The organism is Nitrincola iocasae (assembly GCF_008727795.1).
Lineage (GTDB): Bacteria > Pseudomonadota > Gammaproteobacteria > Pseudomonadales > Balneatricaceae > Nitrincola > Nitrincola iocasae.
On record NZ_CP044222.1, the window covers coordinates 1248059 to 1272931 of the forward strand.

At 50.0% G+C, this 24873-nt stretch carries 16 protein-coding genes and 1 CRISPR repeat array; of the genes, 12 read left to right on the top strand and 4 right to left on the bottom strand.

Features of this window, described 5'->3' with window-relative positions:
- Window positions 1-23 precede the first annotated feature (23 nt).
- The 6 genes from cas1f to cas6f all read left to right on the top strand — a co-directional run bounded on the left by cas1f (window position 24) and on the right by cas6f (window position 8529).
- Window positions 24-1001: a type I-F CRISPR-associated endonuclease Cas1f gene (gene cas1f, locus F5I99_RS05730; RefSeq protein ID WP_151054069.1), complete on the top strand. Its 978-nt coding sequence runs from the start codon at window positions 24-26 to the stop codon at window positions 999-1001.
- Complete coding sequence (gene cas3f / locus F5I99_RS05735; protein ID WP_151054070.1) at window positions 998-4393, top strand: type I-F CRISPR-associated helicase Cas3f; 3396 nt, start codon at window positions 998-1000, stop codon at window positions 4391-4393. Before cas1f ends, cas3f begins: the two co-directional genes overlap by 4 nt.
- A gap of 223 nt (window positions 4394-4616) precedes the next feature.
- Window positions 4617-5891, top strand: coding sequence for a type I-F CRISPR-associated protein Csy1 (locus tag F5I99_RS05740; RefSeq protein ID WP_151054071.1), 1275 nt, complete (start codon window positions 4617-4619; stop codon window positions 5889-5891).
- A complete protein-coding gene (csy2, locus tag F5I99_RS05745) occupies window positions 5888-6835 on the top strand; it encodes a type I-F CRISPR-associated protein Csy2 (RefSeq protein WP_151054072.1) in 948 nt (315 codons plus the stop codon). The genes F5I99_RS05740 and csy2 overlap by 4 nt, the downstream gene beginning before the upstream one ends.
- A gap of 30 nt (window positions 6836-6865) precedes the next feature.
- On the top strand, window positions 6866-7891 hold the full coding sequence (csy3, locus tag F5I99_RS05750) for a type I-F CRISPR-associated protein Csy3 (RefSeq protein WP_151054073.1): 1026 nt from the start codon (window positions 6866-6868) through the stop codon (window positions 7889-7891).
- Window positions 7892-7899: 8 nt separating this feature from the next.
- Window positions 7900-8529, top strand: a complete 630-nt coding sequence (cas6f, locus tag F5I99_RS05755) for a type I-F CRISPR-associated endoribonuclease Cas6/Csy4 (protein ID WP_151054074.1) — start codon at window positions 7900-7902, stop codon at window positions 8527-8529.
- A gap of 138 nt (window positions 8530-8667) precedes the next feature.
- Window positions 8668-13435: direct repeats of the CRISPR family, unit length 28 nt; unit sequence GCTCACCGCCACGCAGGCGGCTTAGAAA.
- A 248-nt stretch (window positions 13436-13683) separates the two neighbouring features.
- On the opposite strand, the gene F5I99_RS05760 is transcribed toward cas6f, so the two are convergent.
- From F5I99_RS05760 to F5I99_RS05775, 4 genes are all read right to left on the bottom strand, one after another.
- A complete protein-coding gene (locus F5I99_RS05760) occupies window positions 13684-14544 on the bottom strand; it encodes an IS3 family transposase (RefSeq protein ID WP_191905919.1) in 861 nt (286 codons plus the stop codon).
- Window positions 14541-14852, bottom strand: coding sequence for a transposase (locus tag F5I99_RS05765; RefSeq protein WP_151053310.1), 312 nt, complete (start codon window positions 14850-14852; stop codon window positions 14541-14543). Before F5I99_RS05765 ends, F5I99_RS05760 begins: the two co-directional genes overlap by 4 nt.
- Before the next feature lie 370 nt (window positions 14853-15222).
- Window positions 15223-15546 (bottom strand): putative quinol monooxygenase, encoded by a 324-nt coding sequence (locus F5I99_RS05770; RefSeq protein ID WP_151054075.1) that lies wholly within the window; start codon window positions 15544-15546, stop codon window positions 15223-15225.
- Window positions 15547-15621: 75 nt separating this feature from the next.
- The gene (locus F5I99_RS05775) at window positions 15622-16122 is read right to left on the bottom strand and encodes a GNAT family N-acetyltransferase (protein ID WP_151054076.1); all 501 of its coding nucleotides are present in this window, start codon (window positions 16120-16122) and stop codon (window positions 15622-15624) included.
- Between the two features lie 203 nt (window positions 16123-16325).
- On the opposite strand from F5I99_RS05775, the gene F5I99_RS05780 reads away from it, so the two are divergent.
- The 6 genes from F5I99_RS05780 (at window position 16326) to tssI (ending at window position 24802) form a co-directional block, all read left to right on the top strand.
- Complete coding sequence (locus tag F5I99_RS05780; protein ID WP_151054077.1) at window positions 16326-16760, top strand: hypothetical protein; 435 nt, start codon at window positions 16326-16328, stop codon at window positions 16758-16760.
- A 58-nt stretch (window positions 16761-16818) separates the two neighbouring features.
- Window positions 16819-18699 (top strand): DNA helicase RecQ, encoded by a 1881-nt coding sequence (recQ, locus tag F5I99_RS05785; protein WP_151054078.1) that lies wholly within the window; start codon window positions 16819-16821, stop codon window positions 18697-18699.
- A 15-nt stretch (window positions 18700-18714) separates the two neighbouring features.
- Complete coding sequence (locus F5I99_RS05790; protein WP_151054079.1) at window positions 18715-19131, top strand: YqaA family protein; 417 nt, start codon at window positions 18715-18717, stop codon at window positions 19129-19131.
- Window positions 19132-19158: 27 nt separating this feature from the next.
- Window positions 19159-19953, top strand: a complete 795-nt coding sequence (locus F5I99_RS05795; RefSeq protein ID WP_151054080.1) for a hypothetical protein — start codon at window positions 19159-19161, stop codon at window positions 19951-19953.
- A gap of 104 nt (window positions 19954-20057) precedes the next feature.
- Complete coding sequence (locus tag F5I99_RS05800; RefSeq protein WP_151054081.1) at window positions 20058-21365, top strand: short-chain fatty acid transporter; 1308 nt, start codon at window positions 20058-20060, stop codon at window positions 21363-21365.
- A 311-nt stretch (window positions 21366-21676) separates the two neighbouring features.
- Complete coding sequence (gene tssI / locus F5I99_RS19775) at window positions 21677-24802, top strand: type VI secretion system tip protein TssI/VgrG (RefSeq protein WP_151054082.1); 3126 nt, start codon at window positions 21677-21679, stop codon at window positions 24800-24802.
- Window positions 24803-24873: the final 71 nt, after the last annotated feature.

Here is a 24873-nt window from a genome sequence, read left to right on the forward strand (position 1 = left end):
AATATAAAGATGGAATAGCACGAATGGATGATTTATCCCCTTCAGACCTCAAAGTCATACTGCACTCAAAGCGTGCCAATATGTATTACCTAGAATATTGCCGTGTGATGCAAAAAAATGGTCGTGTGCTCTATCTTACGGAAGCACAGAAAGAAAACCTTTATTACAACATCCCTATAGCCAATACCACGGTGCTTTTACTGGGCAATGGCACCTCCATTACTCAAGCAGCCATGCGTATGTTGTCACAGGCAGGTGTGCTAGTTGGTTTTTGTGGTGGCGGCGGCACACCGTTGCATATGGCGACCGAAGTGGAATGGTTCACACCGCAAAGTGAATACCGCCCAACAGAGTACTTGCAAGGCTGGTTAAAATTCTGGTTCGATGATACGCAGCGTCTTGCTGCTGCCAAAACCTTGCAAGCAGCTCGACTCACATACCTGCAAAAAGTCTGGAGTAAAGATCGGGAATTTAAAGCTGAAGGAATCGATCTTAATCACACCAGCTTGCAAAGTGCCTTTGCTACCTTCGAAGCACGCACGGCCAAAGCAACCAGCAGCGGTGATTTACTGATGATTGAGGCCCAATTGACCAAGGTTTTGTACAAAACAATTTCTAATACAACAAAGCATCCTGACTTTTCGCGCCAGCACCAAGCCACCGACCGTGCTAATGCTTTTCTAAACCATGGCAACTATCTTGCCTACGGTCTGGCGGCTAGCTGTCTATGGGTGCTGGGTATTCCACATGGTTTTGCCGTGATGCATGGTAAAACACGGCGTGGTGCGCTGGTGTTTGATGTGGCTGATCTGATCAAAGATGCCATCGTGCTGCCTTGGGCATTTATTTGTGCCAAAGAAAAAGCCACTGAGCAAGAGTTCCGACAGCAGGTACTGCAAGCCTTTATTGATCATAAGGCACTGGATTTTATGTTTAACAGTGTAAAAGCCGTTGCTTTACAAGAGCTTTCCCCGCAGCAAATTGAGGAACAAGGGCTATGATGGTCACCTTTATTTCTCAGTGCGAGAAAAACGCCATCAAGAAAACCCGCCGCGTACTGGATGCCTTTGCGAACCGTATCGGTGATAACACTTGGCAAACTCTTATCACAGAAGATGGCTTGTTAACCGTCAAAAAAATGCTGCGGCAAACAGCCAGTAAAAGCACAGCCGTCAGCTGTCATTGGATACGCTCACGATCACGGAGCCAGTTGCTATGGATCGTGGGCAATAAAAAGCAATTTAATGCAGAAGGCCATGTGCCGGTGAACAGAACGGAGCAAGATTTACCCAGTAGTGACATTTCGAACAATTGGCGATATCTTCCCTTAATTCAAGCTTTCACTGGCTTAGCGGCCTTGTTGCATGACTGGGGTAAGGCCACCAAGCTCTTTCAGGATAAGCTAAATCCAAAATCAGAAAATAAATACAAAGGCGATCCACTACGTCACGAGTGGATTTCCAGCTTGCTGTTTATGGCATTGATTCGCACTTGTCAGCATCCTGATCAGGATCAGAGCTGGCTTGGCATTCTGTCTGAACAGGTATTGGATGAAGGTCAGCTTAAGAAAAACTTATCTGAACAAGCAAACCAATTTTTTCCCTTCAGTGAACTGCCTGATGCTGCCAGCTTGATACTCTGGCTGATTTTATCTCACCATCGTTTACCCAAACCAAAAGATAAAGCCGACTATGGTGACAAAACCAATAACACCCCGCAGCAACTACTGGCGCGAATCAGCCGTGATTGGGGTTATGAAAATTATTTTGATGACGCTGAGTTTCACCAACGTCTACCAGATTGCTTTATTTTTCCGCAAGGATTACTGAGTAGATCATCAGTCTGGATGAAGGAGTTAAGTAACCGTGCGCGGCAATTAAATGCACAGCTACCACTCTTTGCTTCTGCCGTAAAAGATGGCAGTTGGCGCACCATTGCTCACCATGCTCGTCTCTGTCTGATGCTGGGTGATCACTATTACTCATCTCAAAATGAAGATGGAAACTGGAAGTCACCGCTTGAGTTATATGCTAATACTGGTCGGGATCAGGATCAAAAGTTAAAACGGAAACAAAAACTGGACGAGCATCTCGTCAGGGTGGCGGAGGCAGCAGTCAAAGCTAGCAGCTACTTGCCTGATTTTGAAAGCAAGCCGCCTGTAGCGGAGAATGTGGCTGAGCTACATCCCAAAAAAGCACTGGCTTCAGAGCTTAAAAAGCAGTTTGGCTGGCAGGATGAAGCAGTCAGTAGCATCAAAAAATATCGCCTGCAAAATGATGATGCAGTCGCTGCCTACTTTATTGTCAATATGGCCAGTACCGGGCGCGGTAAGACCCTGGTGAATGCCAAAATCATGCAGGCTTTGTCAGAAGATCAGCAGAGTCTTCGTTATATCCTTGCATTGGGTTTGCGAACCCTTACCCTGCAAACAGGTGATGAATACCGTGAGCGCATCGGTCTAAGAGATGATGAGTTGGCAGTCTTGATTGGCTCAAAAGCAATTCTGGAGCTGCATCAGGGGTCAGCTGCTGCACATGAGAAAGAAGAACAGCGATCAGAAGATGAGGATATGGGTTCTGAATCCAGCCAGGCATTACTGGATGAGCAGGAGCAACTGGATTGGTGCGGTGATGATCTGCACTGGCAAAATCTGCTTCCAGAACAGGAACTGGTGACAGTATTAACAGGCCAGAAAGAGCGAGCACTGCTTTATGCACCTGTGCTGGCTTGTACTATCGACCATGTTATGGGGGCTACGGAAACTACGCGAGGCGGGCGTTATATTTTGCCCAGCCTGCGTTTAATGTCATCCGATCTTGTTATTGATGAAATTGATGACTTTACCGGTGAAGATCTGGTTGCCATTGGTCGTCTGATCTATTTAGCTGGAATGCTGGGAAGAAAAGTGATGATTTCTTCTGCGACTATCCCACCGGATTTAGCACTGGGTTATTTTTCCGCCTATCAAAAGGGTTGGGCCATCTTCGCTACAAGCCGTAATCAGGGCCAGCAAGTTGGTTGTGGTTGGATAGATGAGTTCAAAACCCAGTTGGTCACTATCTCTCCTGGTGATAATGCAACAGCCAGCTATCAGGCTGCTCATCAGGGTTTTGTTGAAAAACGAGTAGTAAAATTACGGAGTGAACCGGTCAAGCGCAGAGCCAGCATTCTCGCTTTGCCAGATAGAAACGGTGTTGAATCCTGTGAAAGTGGTTTTTTCTCAACGATTCAACGGGGCGTTCTGGAGCAGCACGTTCAGCACCATGTCCAGGATGAGAAAACTGGTTGCAAGGTCTCATTCGGTGTCGTCCGTTGCGCCAATATCACCCCCTGTATCGAGCTAACAAAATACCTACTTGATGCTGCGTGGCCAGATGATATTGAGATCCGCGTGATGGCTTATCACAGCCAGCAAGTATTGCTCTTGCGTCATGCACAGGAGCGGCACCTGGATCAGGTATTAAAGCGCAAAGTTTCAGTTAATGACCCCAAAGTTGGTGCTTTTTATAACCCGTTAATACGCCAGCATCTGGATAGCACTCATCGTCAGAATTTAATCTTTATCCTTGTTGCCACTCCCGTTGAGGAAGTAGGGCGTGACCATGATTTTGACTGGGCAGTGGTTGAGCCCTCTTCTTATCGCTCCATCATTCAGCTTGCGGGTCGAGTACGACGCCACCGAAATGCGCCAGATAATAAATCCCACAATATGGCATTGCTGCAATACAACCTGAAGGGCTATCGAGGCGAAAAAAAGGATGTGTTCAGCCGCCCAGGGTATGAGCAAAATACTTGGCAGTTGAGTCCCTCTAAAAGTTTGAATGATGTTCTGGATAACAATGCCCTGCAAAGAGGCGTTGATGCAGTGCCACGTATTCTGAAAGATGGCTCCGCACCTTCAAAACGGCTGGCGGCACTGGAGCATTTTGCTATTAGCCGCACGTTGGGCTGCCATTTTTTGACAGGTGAAGCGGAAGGTGAGTATCCAGCTTGCAGCCCGAAAAGTATCTGGGGCTACACCGATGATTATTGGTGGATGACCGCCCTACCGCAGCAGTTTAACCGCTTTCGTAACAGTGATCCGGGCCTGAACCTTTATCTGGTCATCAGTGATCGGAAAGCTCCAGTATTTAAAACTTATGACTCACGAAGTGGCTGGGTGCCGGTTGAGGTGGGTCATGCTATCAAGCATCAATCACTCAGCCCTGAGCGCAGTGCTCGTTTATGGTTAGCACGGGATTATAGAGCGCTGGTAATGGAGCAGAGTGATCTGAGAAATGAAGACCTAGAGCGCACCTCTAAAATTCTGGGAGAGCTCAGCTTAAGCCACTACCGTGAAAGTGATTGCTTTACCTACAACGATCAACTTGGGCTGGTAAAAGATAAAAGGTGACTGTCCGGATGGACAGTCACCTGCTGCCTGCGTGGCAGTGAAGTGAACAACAAAAGCATAATTTTCTAAGCCGCCTATGTGGCGGGTTGGCAATTCTAGCAGTGTGAAACTCACAAGTCAGTCATGTCAGCCCAATAAATAATTAACAAAAAAAGTATAATGGTTTAAAATATTTTGCGGGTCGTCTAATCTACTGAGCAGGACAAGGAAACAGGAGAAAATAATGTCAGATCCAGCAATAGAGCAGTTCTTCCACGAGCGAAAAGAGGCATGGCTCAAGAAAAACCTGAAAGCAACTATGAGTGAGATGGAGGTTCGAGCTAAACAGTTGGAGTGTGACCAGTTTTTTGAGCTAAAAAACTGGTTGCCAGATGCCGCACAACGCATTGAAAGTAGAGCTTTAGCCAGTCATCCAAGTAAATTCAGCCATCCAAGCACCGGGGTTGGAAAGAAAAATAAAGCCAATGGTACTTATGTTACCCCCATTTTATTTTTAGGCCATCGTAGCCCAGACGGTTTCTTGCGAACAGGGAATGTCACTTGTGCAGAGGTGGATTCAGTTGGCAATGCCGCAGAACTTGATGTTGAAGATTTTTTACGTCTGAAACTCAGTGATGGTATTACGCTCCTTGACCATATCGAGCAAAAAACAGCCTCTGCGCAAGCGCTACTTCGTTTAGATGGTTATGATTTTGAGCAGTTAAGAACAAGTTTTTTAGTGGTCAAAAGTCCACCAAAAAATATTGTTACCAACTCGAAAATCAAACAGGTGTATTTTTTGGTCGGTGAAGGTGAATATCATCAACTTTCTATCCTCACTCATTCTGCTTATCTATTCGAACAACGCAGACGTATTGACGCTATTCGCTTCTCTGAGCAGGCAAAAGAAGCCAGGGAAAAACGTCGCAACAATCAATTAGGTGAGAACTACCAAGAAATTTATCATCTGACAACGATTGGCTATGGCGGAACGAAGCCAGCCAATATCAGTGTTCTGAATAACCAGAATGCTGGCAAAGCACATCTATTGCTTTCGATGCCACCAGAGCTTTCTCCTCGAAACGTCCAATTGCCTACCCGTAATTTCTTTGGTGAAGCTCTTTACCCCAAACAGCTGCAGGTGACCTTTCAGGCTTTCCATCGACTATTAAGTACTGGTCACAACAATGTAAATATCCGCAAAGGCCGCGATTACCGTATTCAGGAATACCTCGACCAGCTGATTCTTAAAATGTGGCAGGTACGCAAAGCCTTTGTTGAACAAGAATACAGCCGCCCAGAAGGCCTTCCCGCTTATCAGAAAATCTGGTTGTTCCCAGAGCATGAGCAGGAGCGTGCGGATAATCAAGCATGGCTTGCTGAACTGATCCAAGACGCGACCCGTTACTTTAATGTCAGCTATAAGCGTGTTCTTGGCAGCACTGCTTTTGTTCTGGGTGACACAGAGCATTTTGCCTTTGCTGAGGTTATCGAACAGAACAAGGAGGCTCTGTTATGAGTGTTCGTCGTCTTTTGGTACTGCCGCACCTGAAAATTCACAACGCCAATGCATTATCCAGCCCATTTACCATTGGCTTTCCCGCCATGACTGCCTGGCTCGGATTTGTTCATGCCTTGCAGCGCAAACTGAATGCAGCAGGTTACCCATCACTGGATTTGGTTGCTACTGGGGTGATAAGCCACCAATGCAATTTGCAAACCTTTCAGGGGCCGGGTGATTTTGTGCACTCCATTATTGGCACTGGCAACCCTCTGGATAAAGAGGGCAATCGCTCTGCTTTTATCGAAGAAGCCCGCTGCCATCTAGATGTTTCCCTTTTGATCGAATATCAGGCTGATGAGGAAACACAACAATTGATGCGCCAGCCGGACTTTATTGAAGTTATCAGTCATCAGCTCATGCGGATGAAAGTCGCCGGTGGTGACTTGCAAGCTTTTGAGCTTCCGCTACTACAGGTGCTGGATGACAGTGATGAAGTTGCACAAGGCAAAGTAATGCGCTCTCTTATGCCTGGTTTTGCTCTGATTGAGCGACGGGAGCTGATGCAGCAGGCGATGGAGCAGGGAGCTGATGCTCTGGATGCGCTGCTGGAATACCTGACTATTCACCATCACTGTACAGAAGATAACGATGGCAATGTCATCTGGAAAAGCCAGAGGAAAGTTGACGGTGACGGTGATAAACCAGGGTGGATTGTGCCTATAGCGACGGGTTTTCAGGGGATTAGTGAGCTGGGTGAAGCCAAAAACCAGCGTGACCCCAATATTCCGCATCGTTTTGCCGAGAGTATCGTGACCTTGGGTGAGTTCCGAATGGCACACAGAATCAAACAGTTGGATGAAGTGCTTTGGCGTTACCACACCGACCTCAACAAAAACCTTTACCTGTGCCAGCAGGCACAAACTGAAAGCAAAGAAACTGCTAACGATGGCTTTTACTAAGCCAGATCAAAAAGGAAATGGAGAAAACTCATGGCTAAGAATGTCGATATTGTTTCTGTACTGGCTTTTGAAAAAAAACTGGTTCCGTCAGATGCTTATTTTTATGGCACTACCTGGGACCAAAAAGAGACAGCCAGTCCTTTGGAGTTAATAGAAAAATCGGTTCGGGGTACTATTTCTAATCGCCTCAAAGCCACGGTAAAAAGTGACCCGGCCAAGCTGAATGCCGAAGTTGAAAAGCCGAACCTGCAAACCATTGATGCCTGCGCACTAGGTGCAGAACAGGATACTCTGAAGCACCAATTCACTCTCAAGGTTTTGGGTGGTGTGGAAAATCCATCAGCCTGTAACAATGCCAACTTCAAACAAAGTTATCACAAGGCAGCCACCGACTACATTCAGCGGGAAGGCTTCACCGAGCTAGGGCGTCGTTATGCTCACAATATTGCCAATGCACGCTTTCTATGGCGTAACCGTGTAGGTGCAGAGCAGATCGAGGTGCAGGTGAAAGTAATGAACCAAGGTCAGAATGATCAGTGGTCTTTTAACGCTAAAGATTTCAGCACCCGTAATTTTGAACAGCAAAATGAGAAGGTCAATGCCCTGGGTAGCAAGATTGCCAGTGCATTAGCCAGCGGTGATAGCGCATTGATGTTACAAGTGACCACCTACGCACAACTGGGCAAAGCACAAGAAGTCTATCCCAGTGAAGAGTTAGTGCTGGATAAAGGTAAGAGCAAAAAGAGCAAGGTGTTGTATCAAGTGAAAGGCCATGCTGCCATGCACTCACAAAAAATTGGTAATGCCCTGCGCTCAATTGATACTTGGTATCCAGACTATTCTGATACGACAAAAAGTGCTGGTGCGATTGCAATTGAGCCGTACGGAGCTGTTACCAATCTCGGTAAAGCCTACCGCACCCCGAAAGAAAGTCAGGATTTTTATACCCATTTTGATGCTTGGGCGCGCGGTTCAAAGTTGGAAAAAATTGAAGATGAACATTACCTGATGGCAGTTTTGGTACGTGGTGGTGTTTTCGGCGGAAGTGATAAATAGGAGCTGTTATGAACGTCTACCAGGACATTACACTGCTACCAGATGCCGATATTGCAGCAGGATTTCTCTGGCAAAAGCTGTACCAACAGGTCCATATCGCCTTGGTTGAGCACAAGGTGGGTGATAACCAGAGTACGATAGCCATTAGCTTTCCTGAGTATGGCCAGAAAGGCTTTCCTCTGGGAAGCAAGCTGCGGTTATTTGCTCCCGAGCAAGCACAGTTGGAAAAGCTCAACATAGCAGGCTACCTGTCGCGGCTGTTGGACTATGTTCATCTGAAATCTATCCAACCCGTACCTTCGTCAACAACTGGTTATGCCAGTTTTGTACGCCATCATGCTAAAGGCCATGCACGGATTGAAAAAGATGAACGGGAAAAAGCAGAGTTGTGGGCCAGGAAGTCTGGAAAATCACTGGAGGAGTGCCTTGAAACCTTGGCTAAAACCAGACCGCAAGCTGACAACAAGCTGCCCTTTATCTGGATGGAAAGCCAGGAAACCAAAAAGCGTGATGCAGCTTTAGATGGAAAATTTCCATTATTTATCAGTATGATAGAGTATAAAGTGGACCGCACGGGAAAGTTGAACTGTTACGGCCTTAGCTATCCACAGTACCCTGTAGCGCTACCCCAGTTTTGAGAAAAATAACCAAAAAATTGCTCTTTAAAAAATAGGAATAAAAATCAATAAGTTGCAGCCTGGTGTTTTGAGAAAGGGTAAAACAGTCTTTTTCTCATAACCTCATGTTGTAACTTCTTTTTTTGCTGTTATTCTATTGCTCACCGCCACGCAGGCGGCTTAGAAAGATATGTGTCGAGCTGAGAAAATTGATTATATGCTCACCGCCACGCAGGCGGCTTAGAAAACCAGGTGGTAATACGGCATGCCGTCAGTGCCGCTCACCGCCACGCAGGCGGCTTAGAAATGTCTCTGTTGTTCCTGGATTATTGCTTGCTGGCTCACCGCCACGCAGGCGGCTTAGAAATATAAATAAAAAGGGGCCGAAGCCCCCTCTTAGCTCACCGCCACGCAGGCGGCTTAGAAAGCTAACAGTCACAATAGGGTAGCCTTTGTATCGCTCACCGCCACGCAGGCGGCTTAGAAATTCTTGGGATTGATTGGAATCAGTTCAATCGGGCTCACCGCCACGCAGGCGGCTTAGAAATCGGTGCGCAGAAACCCAACTAGCTTCGCGGCGCTCACCGCCACGCAGGCGGCTTAGAAATAAACACTGACGAGCTAAGGATTGAGTACCCAGCTCACCGCCACGCAGGCGGCTTAGAAACTATTAAAAAACGCGCACGCGCGCGCGAAAAGGCTCACCGCCACGCAGGCGGCTTAGAAAGCACCTGGCAGGGCAGACGACATGCCTGAAGCGCTCACCGCCACGCAGGCGGCTTAGAAATGATTGGCGACGTGTTGCCTATATGCAGACTGGCTCACCGCCACGCAGGCGGCTTAGAAATACATCGAACAACATCCTGTTCAAATAGAATGGCTCACCGCCACGCAGGCGGCTTAGAAAAGATGGTTCTACCAGGTTGTCCTGCCAGATGGGCTCACCGCCACGCAGGCGGCTTAGAAATTGCTCTGGCCTTGCAGGTAATGCAGGTCACGGCTCACCGCCACGCAGGCGGCTTAGAAACTTACAGGGCTCTGTCGTTTACATCGCTGGTGGCTCACCGCCACGCAGGCGGCTTAGAAATGAATATCAGAAATCATATTAGTTAGGTTTTGGCTCACCGCCACGCAGGCGGCTTAGAAAAGGATCGTAGTTAAGCGGATCAGCATCATCAAGCTCACCGCCACGCAGGCGGCTTAGAAAAACATCGGCATCCAGACAATGCAGGCTGACATGCTCACCGCCACGCAGGCGGCTTAGAAATGCACGCTGTATGCCTATCCAGTTAACATGATGCTCACCGCCACGCAGGCGGCTTAGAAATGCTGAAGAAACCATCAAAACCATTACTGATGGCTCACCGCCACGCAGGCGGCTTAGAAATCAATATAATAAATAGAGCTAATAACAGAGCTGCTCACCGCCACGCAGGCGGCTTAGAAATGCCCTTTTGGCAGATCAATTCCCGTCTTTACGCTCACCGCCACGCAGGCGGCTTAGAAAACACCGTACCAAACATACAGACCTGACCATTAGCTCACCGCCACGCAGGCGGCTTAGAAACTTTGAAAAATGGACCGAGAACAGCCTTGTTTGCTCACCGCCACGCAGGCGGCTTAGAAAAATTTGTGCAAGTCAGGACGTTTGACATAAGGGCTCACCGCCACGCAGGCGGCTTAGAAATGGTGAATGTTGTGCTGCTGTCAAAACAGTTAGCTCACCGCCACGCAGGCGGCTTAGAAAAGTTGTTATTTGCAAAAGCCGATTTATCAAAAGCTCACCGCCACGCAGGCGGCTTAGAAATACATCGTCCAGTACCTGAGCATTGTTTTCAAGCTCACCGCCACGCAGGCGGCTTAGAAATGCTGATGGGTGAGTTCAACAGCCGCCCTGCTGCTCACCGCCACGCAGGCGGCTTAGAAATTGATCACGCGGCCTGTGGTTTTGCAGCGCTTGCTCACCGCCACGCAGGCGGCTTAGAAATGCAGGCGCAAGACGACGATGGCGGGTGCGTTGCTCACCGCCACGCAGGCGGCTTAGAAAGTGCCTTAAAGCAGGGCGGCCAATAGTTACAAGCTCACCGCCACGCAGGCGGCTTAGAAACTGACTTAACGCCTGATGATGTTGAATATAAAGCTCACCGCCACGCAGGCGGCTTAGAAATGATCACCCCACTAGCTATGATTTAAAGTCTCGCTCACCGCCACGCAGGCGGCTTAGAAATACTCAATGTCTCCAGTTATAAGTTCTGGTCCGCTCACCGCCACGCAGGCGGCTTAGAAATCACTGAAGTTTGCACTTCCTTTTTTTATCATGCTCACCGCCACGCAGGCGGCTTAGAAATTTAAATAATGGACCGAGAACAGCCTTGTTTTGCTCACCGCCACGCAGGCGGCTTAGAAAGATTACAACGCATGTAATTGATAAATCGACTAGCTCACCGCCACGCAGGCGGCTTAGAAAGGCAACAGTGCCATTTTCGGGGCATGATAAAGGCTCACCGCCACGCAGGCGGCTTAGAAAGGAGTAGCTGGGCGCTGGAATCTGAACAGACAGCTCACCGCCACGCAGGCGGCTTAGAAAATCACAGAGTGCCCTCCATGTGCTTTTGTTGAGCTCACCGCCACGCAGGCGGCTTAGAAACATTAGTTAGTTTCGCGTTTGCATCAACATCGGCTCACCGCCACGCAGGCGGCTTAGAAATGGTCATAATCCTGTTGGCTAGTACGTATCCCGCTCACCGCCACGCAGGCGGCTTAGAAAGAGGTAATGAGATACCGCAGCATAAGTATTGAGCTCACCGCCACGCAGGCGGCTTAGAAAATGCGCGCCATCTTGGCCCCCGGGTACTGTTTGCTCACCGCCACGCAGGCGGCTTAGAAATGACACGGGAGCTGCAGGCACTAAAAGAAGGTGCTCACCGCCACGCAGGCGGCTTAGAAATGAAAATAATGATTCAAAAGCTGGATTGGCTAGCTCACCGCCACGCAGGCGGCTTAGAAAACCAGGGGGAAAAGTGGAAAATGAAGTTGAAAGCTCACCGCCACGCAGGCGGCTTAGAAAAATTGAAATGCTTAGTAGCATTAAGCTTATCAGCTCACCGCCACGCAGGCGGCTTAGAAATGGCAGATATTCAAGAGGATTTCGATTCCGGTGCTCACCGCCACGCAGGCGGCTTAGAAATCAACGGCAGCAGTAACAGCACCTACTATCAAGCTCACCGCCACGCAGGCGGCTTAGAAATCGCTCAGTGCTGTCCAGATCCCGGACCTCTAGCTCACCGCCACGCAGGCGGCTTAGAAATTAGTGTTGTAACCCCGCCGCTTGGCTAGGATGCTCACCGCCACGCAGGCGGCTTAGAAAAATCACTTACCCCATAAACATTCACACCGCGGGCTCACCGCCACGCAGGCGGCTTAGAAATGCATGTAGTCCCGGTCTTGTAGGCCCATTCTGCTCACCGCCACGCAGGCGGCTTAGAAAAGCAATGATTGATGCAGTGATCAAAAGAACATGCTCACCGCCACGCAGGCGGCTTAGAAATAATTGCGGGATATACCTGATCAGCAAAAGCAGCTCACCGCCACGCAGGCGGCTTAGAAAATCATGCCCTGTGCTTTTAGTTTCTCGATACCGCTCACCGCCACGCAGGCGGCTTAGAAAAATCAGATCTTTCTCAAGTGTGCGCATTCTCAGCTCACCGCCACGCAGGCGGCTTAGAAAAATACCGGGCGGTGATCGCTACCTGACACCATGCTCACCGCCACGCAGGCGGCTTAGAAATGACACGGGAGCTGCAGGCACTAAAAGAAGGTGCTCACCGCCACGCAGGCGGCTTAGAAATGTATCCAGACGGTTACCAGCGCCAGGCGATCGCTCACCGCCACGCAGGCGGCATAGAAACTCAAGCGCTGATAGCAGCGCCGAAGGCTCAGGCTCACCGCCACGCAGGCGGCTTAGAAATATCAGGGTTACGTAGCTTTGATGATTAACGTGCTCACCGCCACGCAGGCGGCTTAGAAATACCTGAAAGCCGTATTCAATGAGCTGATCAAGCTCACCGCCACGCAGGCGGCTTAGAAAAACACGCTAAATCACGAACTCGCCTACCTGAAGCTCACCGCCACGCAGGCGGCTTAGAAAGATCCGGGCGTGATGTAACTCCAAACACGCTAGCTCACCGCCACGCAGGCGGCTTAGAAAATTACCTTTAATTGGGATGGTGCTTCTGTTGTGCTCACCGCCACGCAGGCGGCTTAGAAAACCCCGCGCCTGTTCAACCGCTTTTGAAAGCCGCTCACCGCCACGCAGGCGGCTTAGAAAAATGCGGCAAGCCTCTCGCTCCAGCGACCACTGCTCACCGCCACGCAGGCGGCTTAGAAAAAAACCATGATCACGCTGGTGCCTATTAGTAAGCTCACCGCCACGCAGGCGGCTTAGAAATGATACCAATCCTGTAAAGCTTGTTCCAATTCGCTCACCGCCACGCAGGCGGCTTAGAAAAATCAGAACCGGCTACAGGTGTGTTTGTTTCTGCTCACCGCCACGCAGGCGGCTTAGAAAAAGCTGTTAACACTGAACCGCCGAGGGTCCATGCTCACCGCCACGCAGGCGGCTTAGAAATTCAACAGCAGGTCCGAACTCAGGTTCATCAGGCTCACCGCCACGCAGGCGGCTTAGAAAGTAATTAATTACATCTGCACCAGGCTCCATGTGCTCACCGCCACGCAGGCGGCTTAGAAATCACTGGCGCCAGCCAGCGCACAAAACAAAAGGCTCACCGCCACGCAGGCGGCTTAGAAAAAGCTGTTAACACTGAACCGCCGAGGGTCCATGCTCACCGCCACGCAGGCGGCTTAGAAATGGCAGTGGCAAGGGCGTTGGTTTTGTTATCCGCTCACCGCCACGCAGGCGGCTCAGAAATGAACAGGGTGCCGGTCAGAAAATGAGCTTCCGTTCACTGCCGTATAGGCAGCTCAGAAATACAAGGGACGAGCTACGACAACAGAATTCAAGTTCACTGCCGTATAGGCAGCTAAGAAATGCATCCGGTACCATCGGCCCTGTGCCATATAGTTCACTGCCGCATAGGCAGCTCAGATAAAGTAGAATCTTCTAATCTGTTAATGGCCAACTAAACTGAGCTTCCCCCAATAAAACGGACGGTTTAATTAAGAGGCGTACTTAGCCTCGTATTCCACTGGACTGATATAGCCCAGATAAGAATGCCGTCTGCGCCTGTTATAGAAGACTTCAATGTATTCAAACAGGCTTTTCTTTGCTTCATCTCTCGACCGATAGTCCTCGTCGTAGACCAGTTCCGTTTTCAGCGTTCCGAAGAAGCTCTCTGCCACAGCGTTATCGAGACATTCCCCTTTCCGGCTCATGCTGCAAAGTAGTTTGTTTTCCTTTAGTAGCCGCTGGTAGCTGCCCGAGGCATAGGTGCTTCCCTGGTCCGAATGGACGATAACTGAGTCTACCTTACCTCGACGCCAGACAGCCATCGTCAGGGCATCCTGGACAAGCTGAGCGTTATTCTTGTCTCCCATTGCCCACCCCAGCACCTGGCGTGAATACAACTCAATCACCACGGCCAAATACAGCCAGCCTTGACGCGTAGGAATGAACGTCGTGTCCGTCACCCAGGCTTTATCGGGTAAATCGACATCGAACTCACGCTTGAGCCTGTCTGGCGCTGGCTGCATAGTATTCTTTGAGTCGGTAGTGATTACAAATCGGCGTGCCATTTTCGACTGGATGTTATTCTCTCGCATCAGTCTGGCTACACGCTTTTCACTCACCGCTTCACCCGATTCCAAAAGGTCTCGGTGAATACGGGGTGAACCGTAGATCCCACGGCTGGCCTTGTGGAACAGTGATATCTTCGTCACCAACTTCCGGTTCTGCTTGGCACGGTCGCTCTCTGGCCGGTTGCGCCAGTCATAGTAACCACTGGGTGATACCTCCAGGGCCTGACAGAGGCGAATAACGCTGTGATCTTTGCTGTGCTCACCAATGAATGCGTACTTCACTTGAATTCCTTCGCAAAGTACGCCGCGGCCTTTTTTATGATTTCCAGCTCCTCCTTCAGCCGCTCATTCTCCCGCCGCAGAGTGGTTAACTCACTCTGATTCTCTTTCTTGGGGCGGCCTCTGTTTCCTGAGAAAGCCTGTTCAGCCTGGCTTTGAAGCTGCTCCTTCCACTTGTAGAGCTGGTTTCGGCGAATCCCAAGCTCCATGGCAATCTCGGCAGCTGGCCTTCCAGACTCTTCCATCATCCGGATGGCCTCTTGCTTGAATTCCTTGGTATAGGTTTTATACGGCTTACGTTTCATAATCATGTTGAACACTCCTTAGCCAGCATTGTCGCTGATTTAAAGTGTCCGTTAAACTAGGGGAGGTTCAAACTGACCCACCTCTGGCCATTAATTTTGACCCAGCCTCAGGGTAGCTTTGGCCACCAAAACCAGTACTTTTTCCTGATCATTATGAACAAGGGGAAAGGGTTTTGAAGGAGAGGGGTATAATTCATAAAATCAAAGCACTATACGATAACGGCCAGAGGCTTTCGGTCCGGACCATCAGCAAACAGCTATCTATCTCTCGTAGTAATGTGCGTATTAAGCTTGAGCAATAAGTCGAGAGGTGGCGGGCCAAATCAAGTTGGCTGACCCCTTGATGGGAGAGCAGCAACAGAATCTGTGTTGCGCTTTAGCCTTCGTCTGAATAAACACACACATTCCAATCGGCTGCCAGGCCATCTTCAGCCAGGCAGTAGCGTTCGAAAAAGTTGCTGATTTCATCGCGTTGGCAGTGGGTTTCGAAGCTTGGCATGTCTTTCCAGATTTCATGAAATACGATGGGGAAGCTGGTACCTTCAGCAAATGCGCTGTGGATCTGGCGTGTGACGATGTATTGAATACAGCCATCTTCCCTTAGGGTGTTGGGTTCAAGGGATTGCAGTACCTGGAAAAGCTCGGTTTCTTTTCCAGGTTTAGGCAGGAATTGAGCGGTGCAATAGACTTTGGATGACATGTGTGGGCCTCAGCTCGAATAAAACAGGCTCCGATCTTATCGTTGAACTAGATATATTCCAAGAGTTTGGAGCATTCAAGCCTCTAGCTGTTTCTGATAAAACACCAAATCCAGCCAGCGATCAAACTTGTAGCCAACCTGGGGCAGTCTGCCGGTTTCTTGGAATCCTAGTGCCTGGTGTAATGCGATGCTGGCGGCATTGTCGGCATCGATAGCACCGATCATGCAGTGGTATTGCTGCGATTGGGCACGTTCTATCAGTGCGAGCAGCAGTACTTTGCCGATACCCCGACCACGATAGTCAGGGTGCAGATAAATGGAGTGTTCTACGGTGGTATTAAAAGCGGGGAAGGGGCGGAAGCGACCATAGCTGGCAAACCCCATTAGCTGTCCGTGTTCATCAAGTGCTCCGATCACCGGCAGGTTGAGTTGTTGTTTATCGGCAAACCAGCGATCGATGGTTTGTCGGTCTCGGGGTTGGTATTCGTAGAGGGCGGTGGTGTGGAGTATGGCATCGTTGAAGATGTCTAGAATGGCGTCACCCTGTTGCTGGTTCTCGCAGTCGATTAAGTGCATGGCGGTTGATCACGGGTTGCTTAGTGGGTAGATGGGGCGGCAAATGCCTGCCGTTTTCCTGCAAAATGGGCAATTGCTGACATCTTGGTGCGGGTTATCATAAGACAACTTATTGTTTTTGTGTAAGCGTTTTTTTATTGGTCTGGGTTTTGCTTTTAACTCTGCTGTAGAGGATAGAACAGTCCGAAGAGGAGGAGTGAAAGATGAAAATCGATCTGGATCAGGTGAAAGCCTACAGGGTATTACATCCGGACACTAGCATGCGGGTGAATAAAACAACACCATCAGGTGGTTTTGGTGATCTGCTTGAGCGGCTGTTGCACCAGCCCTCATCATCTAATACGCAGGCGTCGGTTGGTTTGTCAGAAGAAGAAACCGAGTCGAAGACTTCAACAGAGACTGAGGTAACCGCAGAGCAACAGCGTGAAGCTGTTCGCAATCAGTTGCTGGCAATGCTGGATATGACGCCGGCTGAGCGTATACGTTTTGCCTATTTACAATCGAAGGGGTTAACCGAGGAAGATCTGGCTAATATGTCGCCTGAGGAGCGTGAGAAAATTGAACAAGAGATACAGGATGAGCTGGAAAATAAACTGGGTGGTGTGGCTGATAGTGAGGATGAAAATACCACTGGCTGACCGGGTTATACGGATTCACGGATGACAAGCTGCGGGGGTTCGCGGATAATACCCGCCCATGACAAATCACTCCGCACTTTTTGAATCTGCCCGAAAAAATCTGATTGAGGTGTTTGGCTTCAGCCAGTTCCGTACCCCTCAGGAAGAAGTGGTCAGTACCCTGCTGTCTGGCCAGGATGCACTGGTTGTTATGCCGACAGGCGGGGGGAAATCTCTGTGTTATCAGTTGCCCTCCCTGGTTCGCAGTGGTACCGGGGTGGTGATTTCACCGCTGATCGCGCTGATGCAGGATCAGGTGAGCGCTTTGTCTCAGTTGGGGATTCGGGCAGGTTGTCTCAACTCATCTATTGCCTTTGAACAACTGCAGCAGACAGAGCAACAGTTGCTGACCGGGCAGCTGGATCTGTTGTATGTCGCTCCTGAGCGCCTGTTGCAGCCGCGGACCCTGTCGCTGTTGCAGCGTACTGAAATTGCACTGTTTGCCATAGATGAAGCCCATTGTGTGTCTCAGTGGGGGCATGATTTTCGCCCTGAATACATGCAGCTCGGCCAATTGGCGGAGCTGTTTCCCGGTGTGCCTCGTGTTGCGTTAACGGCCACCGCTGACGCTCGTACACGTGACGAAATTGTCAAACGTCTGGCGTTGATCAACGCTCGTCTTTTTGTTCAGGGGTTTGACCGACCTAATATTCGTTACCGTATTGGCCAGAAGGAAAAAGCCCGCGAGCAATTGCTGCGTTTTATCCGTACTGAGCATGAGCAGGATGTTGGTGTCGTTTACTGTCTGTCACGCAAACGGGTTGAAGAAACTGCCGCTTTTTTGTGTGATAAGGGCTTTAATGCCTTGCCATATCATGCGGGATTGTCGGCGGATCTGCGTCAGCATCATCAGCATCGTTTTCTGACTGAAGAATCGATCATTATGGTGGCGACTATTGCTTTTGGTATGGGCATCGATAAACCCAATGTGCGCTTTGTGGCACATCTGGATCTGCCGCGTTCGATTGAAGCCTATTATCAGGAAACCGGGCGTGCCGGTCGTGATGGACTCCCGGCCGATGCCTGGATGGTGTATGGGTTGCAGGATGTGCTGTTTCTGCGGCAGATGCTGGAAAATTCTCAGGCTGAAGACCGCTATAAACAGGTTGAACGTCAGAAGCTGGAGGCGATGCTGGGGTTGTGCGAGATCACCACTTGTCGACGTCAGGTGTTACTCGGTTATTTTGGCGAGCCGGATCATCCGCCTTGTGGTAACTGCGACACCTGCCTTGAACCGGTACCTGTCTGGGATGCGACCGACGCCGCTCGCAAGGCGCTGTCAGCGGTTTATCGTAGTGGTCAGCGCTTTGGTGTTAATCATGTGGTGGATATATTACTAGGGCAGGAGACGGATAAAGTTCGTCAGAATCAGCATCAGCGCATAAGCACCTGGGGGATAGGTAAAGAGCTGGATCGTAATCAGTGGCGCTCGGTGTTTCGCCAACTGGTAGCACGAGGCTTACTGAATGTGGATGCCGAAGGGCATGGCGTGCTGTTGCTGAATGATCGCTGCCGTGGATTGCTACGGGGTGAAGAAACTATTGAACTGCGTAAAGATCCCCGTATTCCCTCCGGCAAAGGCAAGACCGATTTCCGTACGGCGGCACGCCGTGATCGCGCAAATCCGGCCATGCGCCGCCTGGAACCGGCTGAAGAGAATCTCTGGGAAGATTTGCGAGCCCTGCGAAAACGTTTAGCTCAGACGCAGGATGTCCCGCCTTATGTTATTTTTCATGATGCAACACTAATGGAAATGGTGATCTATCGTCCCCGGACGGAACAGCAGATGCGTAGTCTGAGTGGCATAGGTGAGCGTAAATTCGATCTGTATGGTGAGGCTTTTCTATCGTTGATTGAGGAGCATCAAACGGCGCCGGGTACCTGGGTCAGGCCAGTATGATGTCACGGGCTGTAAATGGACGTTAGTTTACTGGCGCTGTTTGTTAGTGCCTTTATTTCGGCGACCTTGCTGCCGGGCGGCTCTGAAGCACTGCTGGCCTGGATGGTGCATCAGGGGGAGTATTCACTCACGCCTTTGATTCTGAGTGCAACGGTCGGAAATCTGCTGGGCAGCCTGGTGACCTTTGCCATGGGTACGTTGCTGCGAACCCGCTATCCGCTGAAAACCCTGGAGAAGTCGCAGCATCAGTATGCACGGCGCTGGATTGAACGTTATGGTGCACTGGCATTGCTGATGGCCTGGTTGCCGATTATTGGTGATCCGCTATGTTTTGTCGCCGGTTGGCTGGGCGTTCGCTTCAGTTTAAGTGTAGTGACTATCGCACTGGGAAAGCTGTTGCGCTATCTTGTTGTTGCAGGCATTTTTATGTGAGTTTTTTGCCAAGGTGGATAGTTACCCATGACCCGGCGTACGTTCTTCAGTTTATTGCGAACACTGTTGCTGACTTTGTTGGTGATGGTGTTGCTGCTGAATGTGTGGTTCTCGCAAACGCGTCAGGAAAACTGGCAAACGCCCGCCTCTGTGTGGATCTACCCCATCAATGCTGATGGGGCAACGACTACGCAGGCTTGGATAGACACGCTGTCTGATGCAAGCTTTGATGATATGGAAGCATTTTTTCAGCGTGAATCGCGCCGTTATCGTCTGGGGTTGGAGCAGCCGATACAGGTGAATCTGGCCACGCAACTGGATGCCTTACCTCCAGATATTCCTCAGGATCCCAGTATTGTTGATGCAGTGATTTGGGCGTTAAAAATGCGCTTCTGGGTGTGGCGTCATGATGATTCGGTTCGGGAACCCCATGCCATTCGGATCTTCATTCGTTTTTATGCTCAGGATAATCCCGGACCCATGCAGCATTCACTGGGTCTGCAGAAAGGCTTGATTGGTCTGGTTAACGGCTACGCCGGAGCAGCACATGCCGGGCGTAATAACCTGGTGGCCGCTCATGAGCTGCTGCATACACTGGGGGCCACCGACAAATATGATATGGATACCCTGGAACCGCTATGGCCCGATGGTTATGCAGACCCGACTCAGTATCCGCTCTACCCCCAGACCCGTGCCGAAATCATGAGCGGTCGCCTGCAAGTCTCACCCGGCTGGCTGATGCTACCACCGAGCCTGGATCATGCCGTGATCGGTCCGGCTACAGCAATTGAGATTAACTGGCTAGCCGTGCATGATGAATAAGAATCATTTTCTTGTACTTTATAATATCCTGTGCTTTAGTCGTATAGGCAAGGCGTTTACTATGTAAATAACGGAATAAAAATAATAGTTATAGGGGTAAAACCATGTTAAGTCGTGTTGCTAAACCCTTCGTGCGCTTAGTAGAGCGCTATCTTCCTGATCCATACATCTTTGTGTTGCTGCTGACACTGGTTGCCTTTGTTGCAGCCATGTTGGTTGAAAGTAAAACACCGTTGGAAGTGGTGCAATTCTGGGGTAATGGTTTCTGGGGGCTGCTGGCTTTTTCCATGCAGATGCTGTTGGTGTTGCTGACAGGCTTCATGCTGGCCAGTACGCCGTTAATCAAGGCGGGCTTAGTCAGAATTGCCAGGTACGCGCATTCGCCCAGTCAGGCAATTATTCTGGTGACACTGGTGTCCTTGGCAGCGAGTTGGATCAACTGGGGGTTCGGCCTGGTCATTGGTGCACTGTTTGCCCGTCAGCTTGCACGTGTTATCCGAATGGACTACCGCCTGTTAGTGGCTAGCGCATACTCGGGGTTCATTGTCTGGCATGGTGGGCTTGCGGGGTCGGTACCACTGACGATCGCTACACCGGGTCATTTTACTGAAAATCAGATCGGTGTGATTGGCACGGGAGACACTATTTTTGCCTTTTTTAATTTGGCTATAGTGATTACCTTATTCGTGGTTGTGCCGTTGGTGAATCGCTTGATGATGCCGGATGAAAAAGACAGCGTATATATAGACCCTGCCAAGCTGGAAGATGAGGTCGAACTGAATACCGAAATTACGCGACCAGCTGAGCATTTAGAAAATAGCCGCACCTTAGCCTGGCTGGTTGGATTCGGGGGTATTGCCTGGTTAGTACAGTATTTTGTCAACAGCGGCACCTTGAACCTGAATGTGGTCAACTTTGCCTTTCTGTTTCTAGCCATCATTCTGCATCAGACACCTCGACGTTTACTGAACTGTCTACAGGAAGCGATCAAAGGGGGGGCCGGTATAGTCATTCAGTTCCCTTTCTATGCCGGTATTATGGCGATTATGGTGCAATCTGGATTGGCGCAGACCATTTCATCGGGTTTTGTCGCCATTGCCACAGAGACCAGCTTGCCCTTCTGGACGTTTATCAGCGCTGGGTTGCTGAATATCTTTGTGCCATCCGGTGGTGGTCAGTGGGCAGTTCAGGCACCGGTGATGTTACCCGCTGCAGAAGCGCTGGGAGCTGATGTAGCCAGAGTTGCGATGGCTGTGGCCTGGGGAGATGCCTGGACTAACCTGTTACAGCCTTTCTGGGCATTGCCCATGTTGGCTATTGCGGGACTCAAGGCAAAGGATATCATGGGATTTTGCCTGGTTCAGTTATTCATTACTGGGGTGATCATCAGTGTAGGTCTGGTGTATTTCTAAACTAATGTAAGAGCCCGCCTGTGGGAGCCCGCTCCGCGGGCGAAAGCGGGTTCGCTCACAGGGTGAGCTCCTACAGAATGTTGAAACGTCACTTGCACAGTAGTGGCAAGTAATTATCTGCGTCGGTATTTGATACATGTCGATTCTTTGACTCCTCACACTAAACAGAAGGCGAGTTGATTTCCCCAGAAAATAATCACAGTGGTGGGGAGGGGGGCAAGTAATATTGACGTACCAAAACAAGGGTGATAGTTTTATCCGCTTGGACGCTCAACCATGTCACTCCAAAATGTGCTTGTAAAGGAAATACCATGGCTCATTTTTCGCAACAACCTCGCCTGTTGTCAATCGACAGCCCCTTAGGCCAAGATACCTTGCTGCTGACGCGCATTGAAGGTGAAGAGGCGCTCTCCAGTCTGTTTTCCTTTGAGATCGAGATGTACTCGACTCGCCAATCGATTTTGCCTGCTGAGATTGTCGGAAAGAACGTCACCCTCAAACTGATGCAAGCGGATGATCAGGGCCTCAAAACTGACTCACATACGGTGATTAACGGTTTTGTACGCCAGTTTCGGGGTGAAGGCAGTCAGCTGCAAGACTTACGCTGTTACTCGGCAGAAGTCGTGCCCTGGTTATGGTTTTTAACCCAAACCAGTGACTCCAAAGTCTTTCAGCACAAAAATATCCGCCAGATTGCCAGCGAGGTGTTTGCCGATAACGGTTTCAGTGATTTTGAATTTCGCTTGATCGGTCAGCACCCTGTCCGTGATTACTGTGTGCAGTATCAGGAAAGTGATTTCACCTTTTTATCCCGTCTGTTTGAAGAAGAGGGCATCTACTACTTCTTCAAGCACAGCCAAGGCCAGCATATCCTCGTGCTGGCAGACCATAGCAGTGCCCCGGAAACCTGTGAAGAAAGCTCCGTCACCTACCGCACCGGCTCCTTAAGTGCGCACTCTATACATAGCTGGTCACACCAGCACAGCTTTCGTACCGGACGCTACGCCAAACGCGATTACGACTTCAAAAAACCATCCGATGTGATGCAAACCGGTATCAAGGGTGATATGGACGTACCGGGTATCGGACGCTATGAGCAATATCTTTACCCGGGCCGTTATTACAACAAAGGCTTGGCTGAGAACCTCACACGCCTGCGTATCGAACACGACGAAGCGCTGCATGATCAGGTGTTGGGCAAAAGTACCTGCCGCACTTTCCGCACAGGCCACACCTTTGATCTATCCCGACACGATGACAACCCCGGTGAACTCGATACCTATCTGTTGGTGAGTATCCAGCACGACGCCGCAGATTACAGCTACACCAGTCGCGATGAAGAAACACGCCATTACGAAAACTGTTTTGTGTGCATGCCCGCCTCACGCGTCTACCGACCGCCACTAAAAACCGGTTGGCCCAAAATGCTCGGCCCACAGCACGCCAGGGTGGTAGGCCCTCCAGGTGAAGAGATCTACACCGATGCGTTCGGTCGGGTCAAAGTTCAGTTCCCCTGGGATCGTTACGGCGAATATAACGAGAATAGCTCCTGCTGGGTCCGTGTCAGTCATCAATGGGCCGGTAAAAACTGGGGCTCGATTTACATACCCCGTATCGGTCAAGAAGTCATTGTCGACTTCTACGATGGCAACCCCGATCGCCCCATTATCACCGGTCGGGTCTACAACGCCGAACAGATGCCGCCCTGGAACCTGCCCGCCAACAAAACCCAAAGTGGTGTCCTCACTCGATCCAGTAAAGGGGGTACGGCGGATAATGCCAACTGTATTCGCTTTGAAGACCTGAAAGGCGAAGAACAACTCTTTATCCACGCCGAAAAGAACCAGGATATCGAAGTCGAGAACGATGAAACCCATTGGGTCGGTCGCGACCGGGAAAAAACCATCGATCGGGATGAAACGGTCGTCGTTAGACATGACCGTACCGAAGACGTCGGCAATAACGAAACCATCAGCATCGTCAACAACCGTAAAGAAACCGTGGGTGGTAACGAAAAGGTCTCGATTGCCAAAAACCACACTCATAGCATCGGCAAAACCGAGATCAAAAGTGTCGGTTTAGCCCGCATTCAAGCGGTGGGCCTGAATGAAACCCTCACCGTGGGCGGCATGCAGCAAAGCCTTGTCGGCATATCTCGAATCCAACGCGTGGGCATCAAAGACAGCTTAAAAGTCGGTAAGACCCTGAGCATCGAAGCGGGTGAAACCATCGAGCTGGTCTGCGGTGCCTCCAAAATCGTGCTAACGCCCAGTGCCATCCACCTCGACAGCCCCACCATTCATATTCTGGGTGACAGTGCGGTGAATATCGATGGTAGCTCAGTGAATATCAACTGCGGAGCGGCGTCAGGGGCTAGCCCTGAAGGGCCGGATGAACCAGATACTGCGTCACTACTATCCAACGTTACCCCCGTCATGGCCGCCGGGTTGGCGATGTTCAGTGGAAAAGAAGTCGGCGGTAGTGTGCCCGAGGCATCTGCTGCCCAGTTGGAATCCGAAGAAGGTATTACACGCAAAGAACGCTATGAGATGCGCAAGGAGCTGATTAGCACCACAGCTGATATTCCCGAACTGACCAATGCCCGTGAGCGTCTAGATTTTAATAATGATAACATCATACGGGCTGAAGCCGCTCAGTATGTCTACGCTCACGATGCCTATTATCGTGGTGAATCAGATGTATTACCTGAACCCCCTGAAGGCCTTAGGGCTCTTGGTGCTGATGAGCTAATAGAAAAAGGCTTGGAACCAAGCGATTTTTTAAATGATGAAACCGGCTTTGGTGCCGCTCTATTTGAGTCTGATATCACTGGCGAAACCATGTTGACCTTTAGGGGGACAACCTCAGGTGTAGACTGGAAAAATAACGCTCAGCAGGGCCTAGGGATTGAATCTGAGCAATATACGCAGGCGATAAGGTTGAGTAGGCATGTTGATGAAGCTTTAGATGGGGATTTTGTGAATGTTGGTCATTCTTTAGGAGGTGGATTAGCGAGTGCAGCAGTAGGGGTGACGGGAGCTCAAGGCTATACCTTTAACTCAGCAGGTCTGCACCCTAAAACGCTTTCACGGGAGTTGGAAAACGGTGCTTTATCTTTTGAAGAAACGAGAGCTTTAATACAATCCCAGGCCGTTAGGGGTGAAGTATTGACTTTAGCACAAAGTACAGGTGTAAAAGCCTTAGTCACAGGTCTTGCCGCCAAGGTGGCAGGCCCTGTAGGAGCTTTTATAACGGGAATGGGCTTTGCCGGACTAAACTGGTTGCCTAAAGCATCCGGTAGCTTGTCGACTTTACCTAGCGTAAAAGGGGGAAATCCGTTGGCTCGACATGGAATGGATCAAGTTGTACAAGGGATAGAAGCACAAAAGCAAGAAGATATTCAAACCATTTCCAACCATGCCAAAGGAATGTTATGACCGGTGATATACAACAGCGCACACTTTGGACCCTAATGTCCTTAGGTCTCACTATACTTTTAACCGGATGC

What these genes read in the sequence shown, in the direction of transcription:
- cas1f (WP_151054069.1), top strand. Translation starts at nt 24, where the DNA reads ATGGATGATTTATCCCCTTCAGACCTCAAAGTCATACTGCACTCAAAG.
- cas3f (WP_151054070.1), top strand. Translation starts at nt 998, where the DNA reads ATGATGGTCACCTTTATTTCTCAGTGCGAGAAAAACGCCATCAAGAAA.
- F5I99_RS05740 (WP_151054071.1), top strand. Translation starts at nt 4,617, where the DNA reads ATGTCAGATCCAGCAATAGAGCAGTTCTTCCACGAGCGAAAAGAGGCA.
- csy2 (WP_151054072.1), top strand. Translation starts at nt 5,888, where the DNA reads ATGAGTGTTCGTCGTCTTTTGGTACTGCCGCACCTGAAAATTCACAAC.
- csy3 (WP_151054073.1), top strand. Translation starts at nt 6,866, where the DNA reads ATGGCTAAGAATGTCGATATTGTTTCTGTACTGGCTTTTGAAAAAAAA.
- cas6f (WP_151054074.1), top strand. Translation starts at nt 7,900, where the DNA reads ATGAACGTCTACCAGGACATTACACTGCTACCAGATGCCGATATTGCA.
- F5I99_RS05765 (WP_151053310.1), bottom strand. Translation starts at nt 14,852, where the DNA reads ATGATTATGAAACGTAAGCCGTATAAAACCTATACCAAGGAATTCAAG.
- F5I99_RS05770 (WP_151054075.1), bottom strand. Translation starts at nt 15,546, where the DNA reads ATGTCATCCAAAGTCTATTGCACCGCTCAATTCCTGCCTAAACCTGGA.
- F5I99_RS05775 (WP_151054076.1), bottom strand. Translation starts at nt 16,122, where the DNA reads ATGCACTTAATCGACTGCGAGAACCAGCAACAGGGTGACGCCATTCTA.
- F5I99_RS05780 (WP_151054077.1), top strand. Translation starts at nt 16,326, where the DNA reads ATGAAAATCGATCTGGATCAGGTGAAAGCCTACAGGGTATTACATCCG.
- recQ (WP_151054078.1), top strand. Translation starts at nt 16,819, where the DNA reads ATGACAAATCACTCCGCACTTTTTGAATCTGCCCGAAAAAATCTGATT.
- F5I99_RS05790 (WP_151054079.1), top strand. Translation starts at nt 18,715, where the DNA reads ATGGACGTTAGTTTACTGGCGCTGTTTGTTAGTGCCTTTATTTCGGCG.
- F5I99_RS05795 (WP_151054080.1), top strand. Translation starts at nt 19,159, where the DNA reads ATGACCCGGCGTACGTTCTTCAGTTTATTGCGAACACTGTTGCTGACT.
- F5I99_RS05800 (WP_151054081.1), top strand. Translation starts at nt 20,058, where the DNA reads ATGTTAAGTCGTGTTGCTAAACCCTTCGTGCGCTTAGTAGAGCGCTAT.
- tssI (WP_151054082.1), top strand. Translation starts at nt 21,677, where the DNA reads ATGGCTCATTTTTCGCAACAACCTCGCCTGTTGTCAATCGACAGCCCC.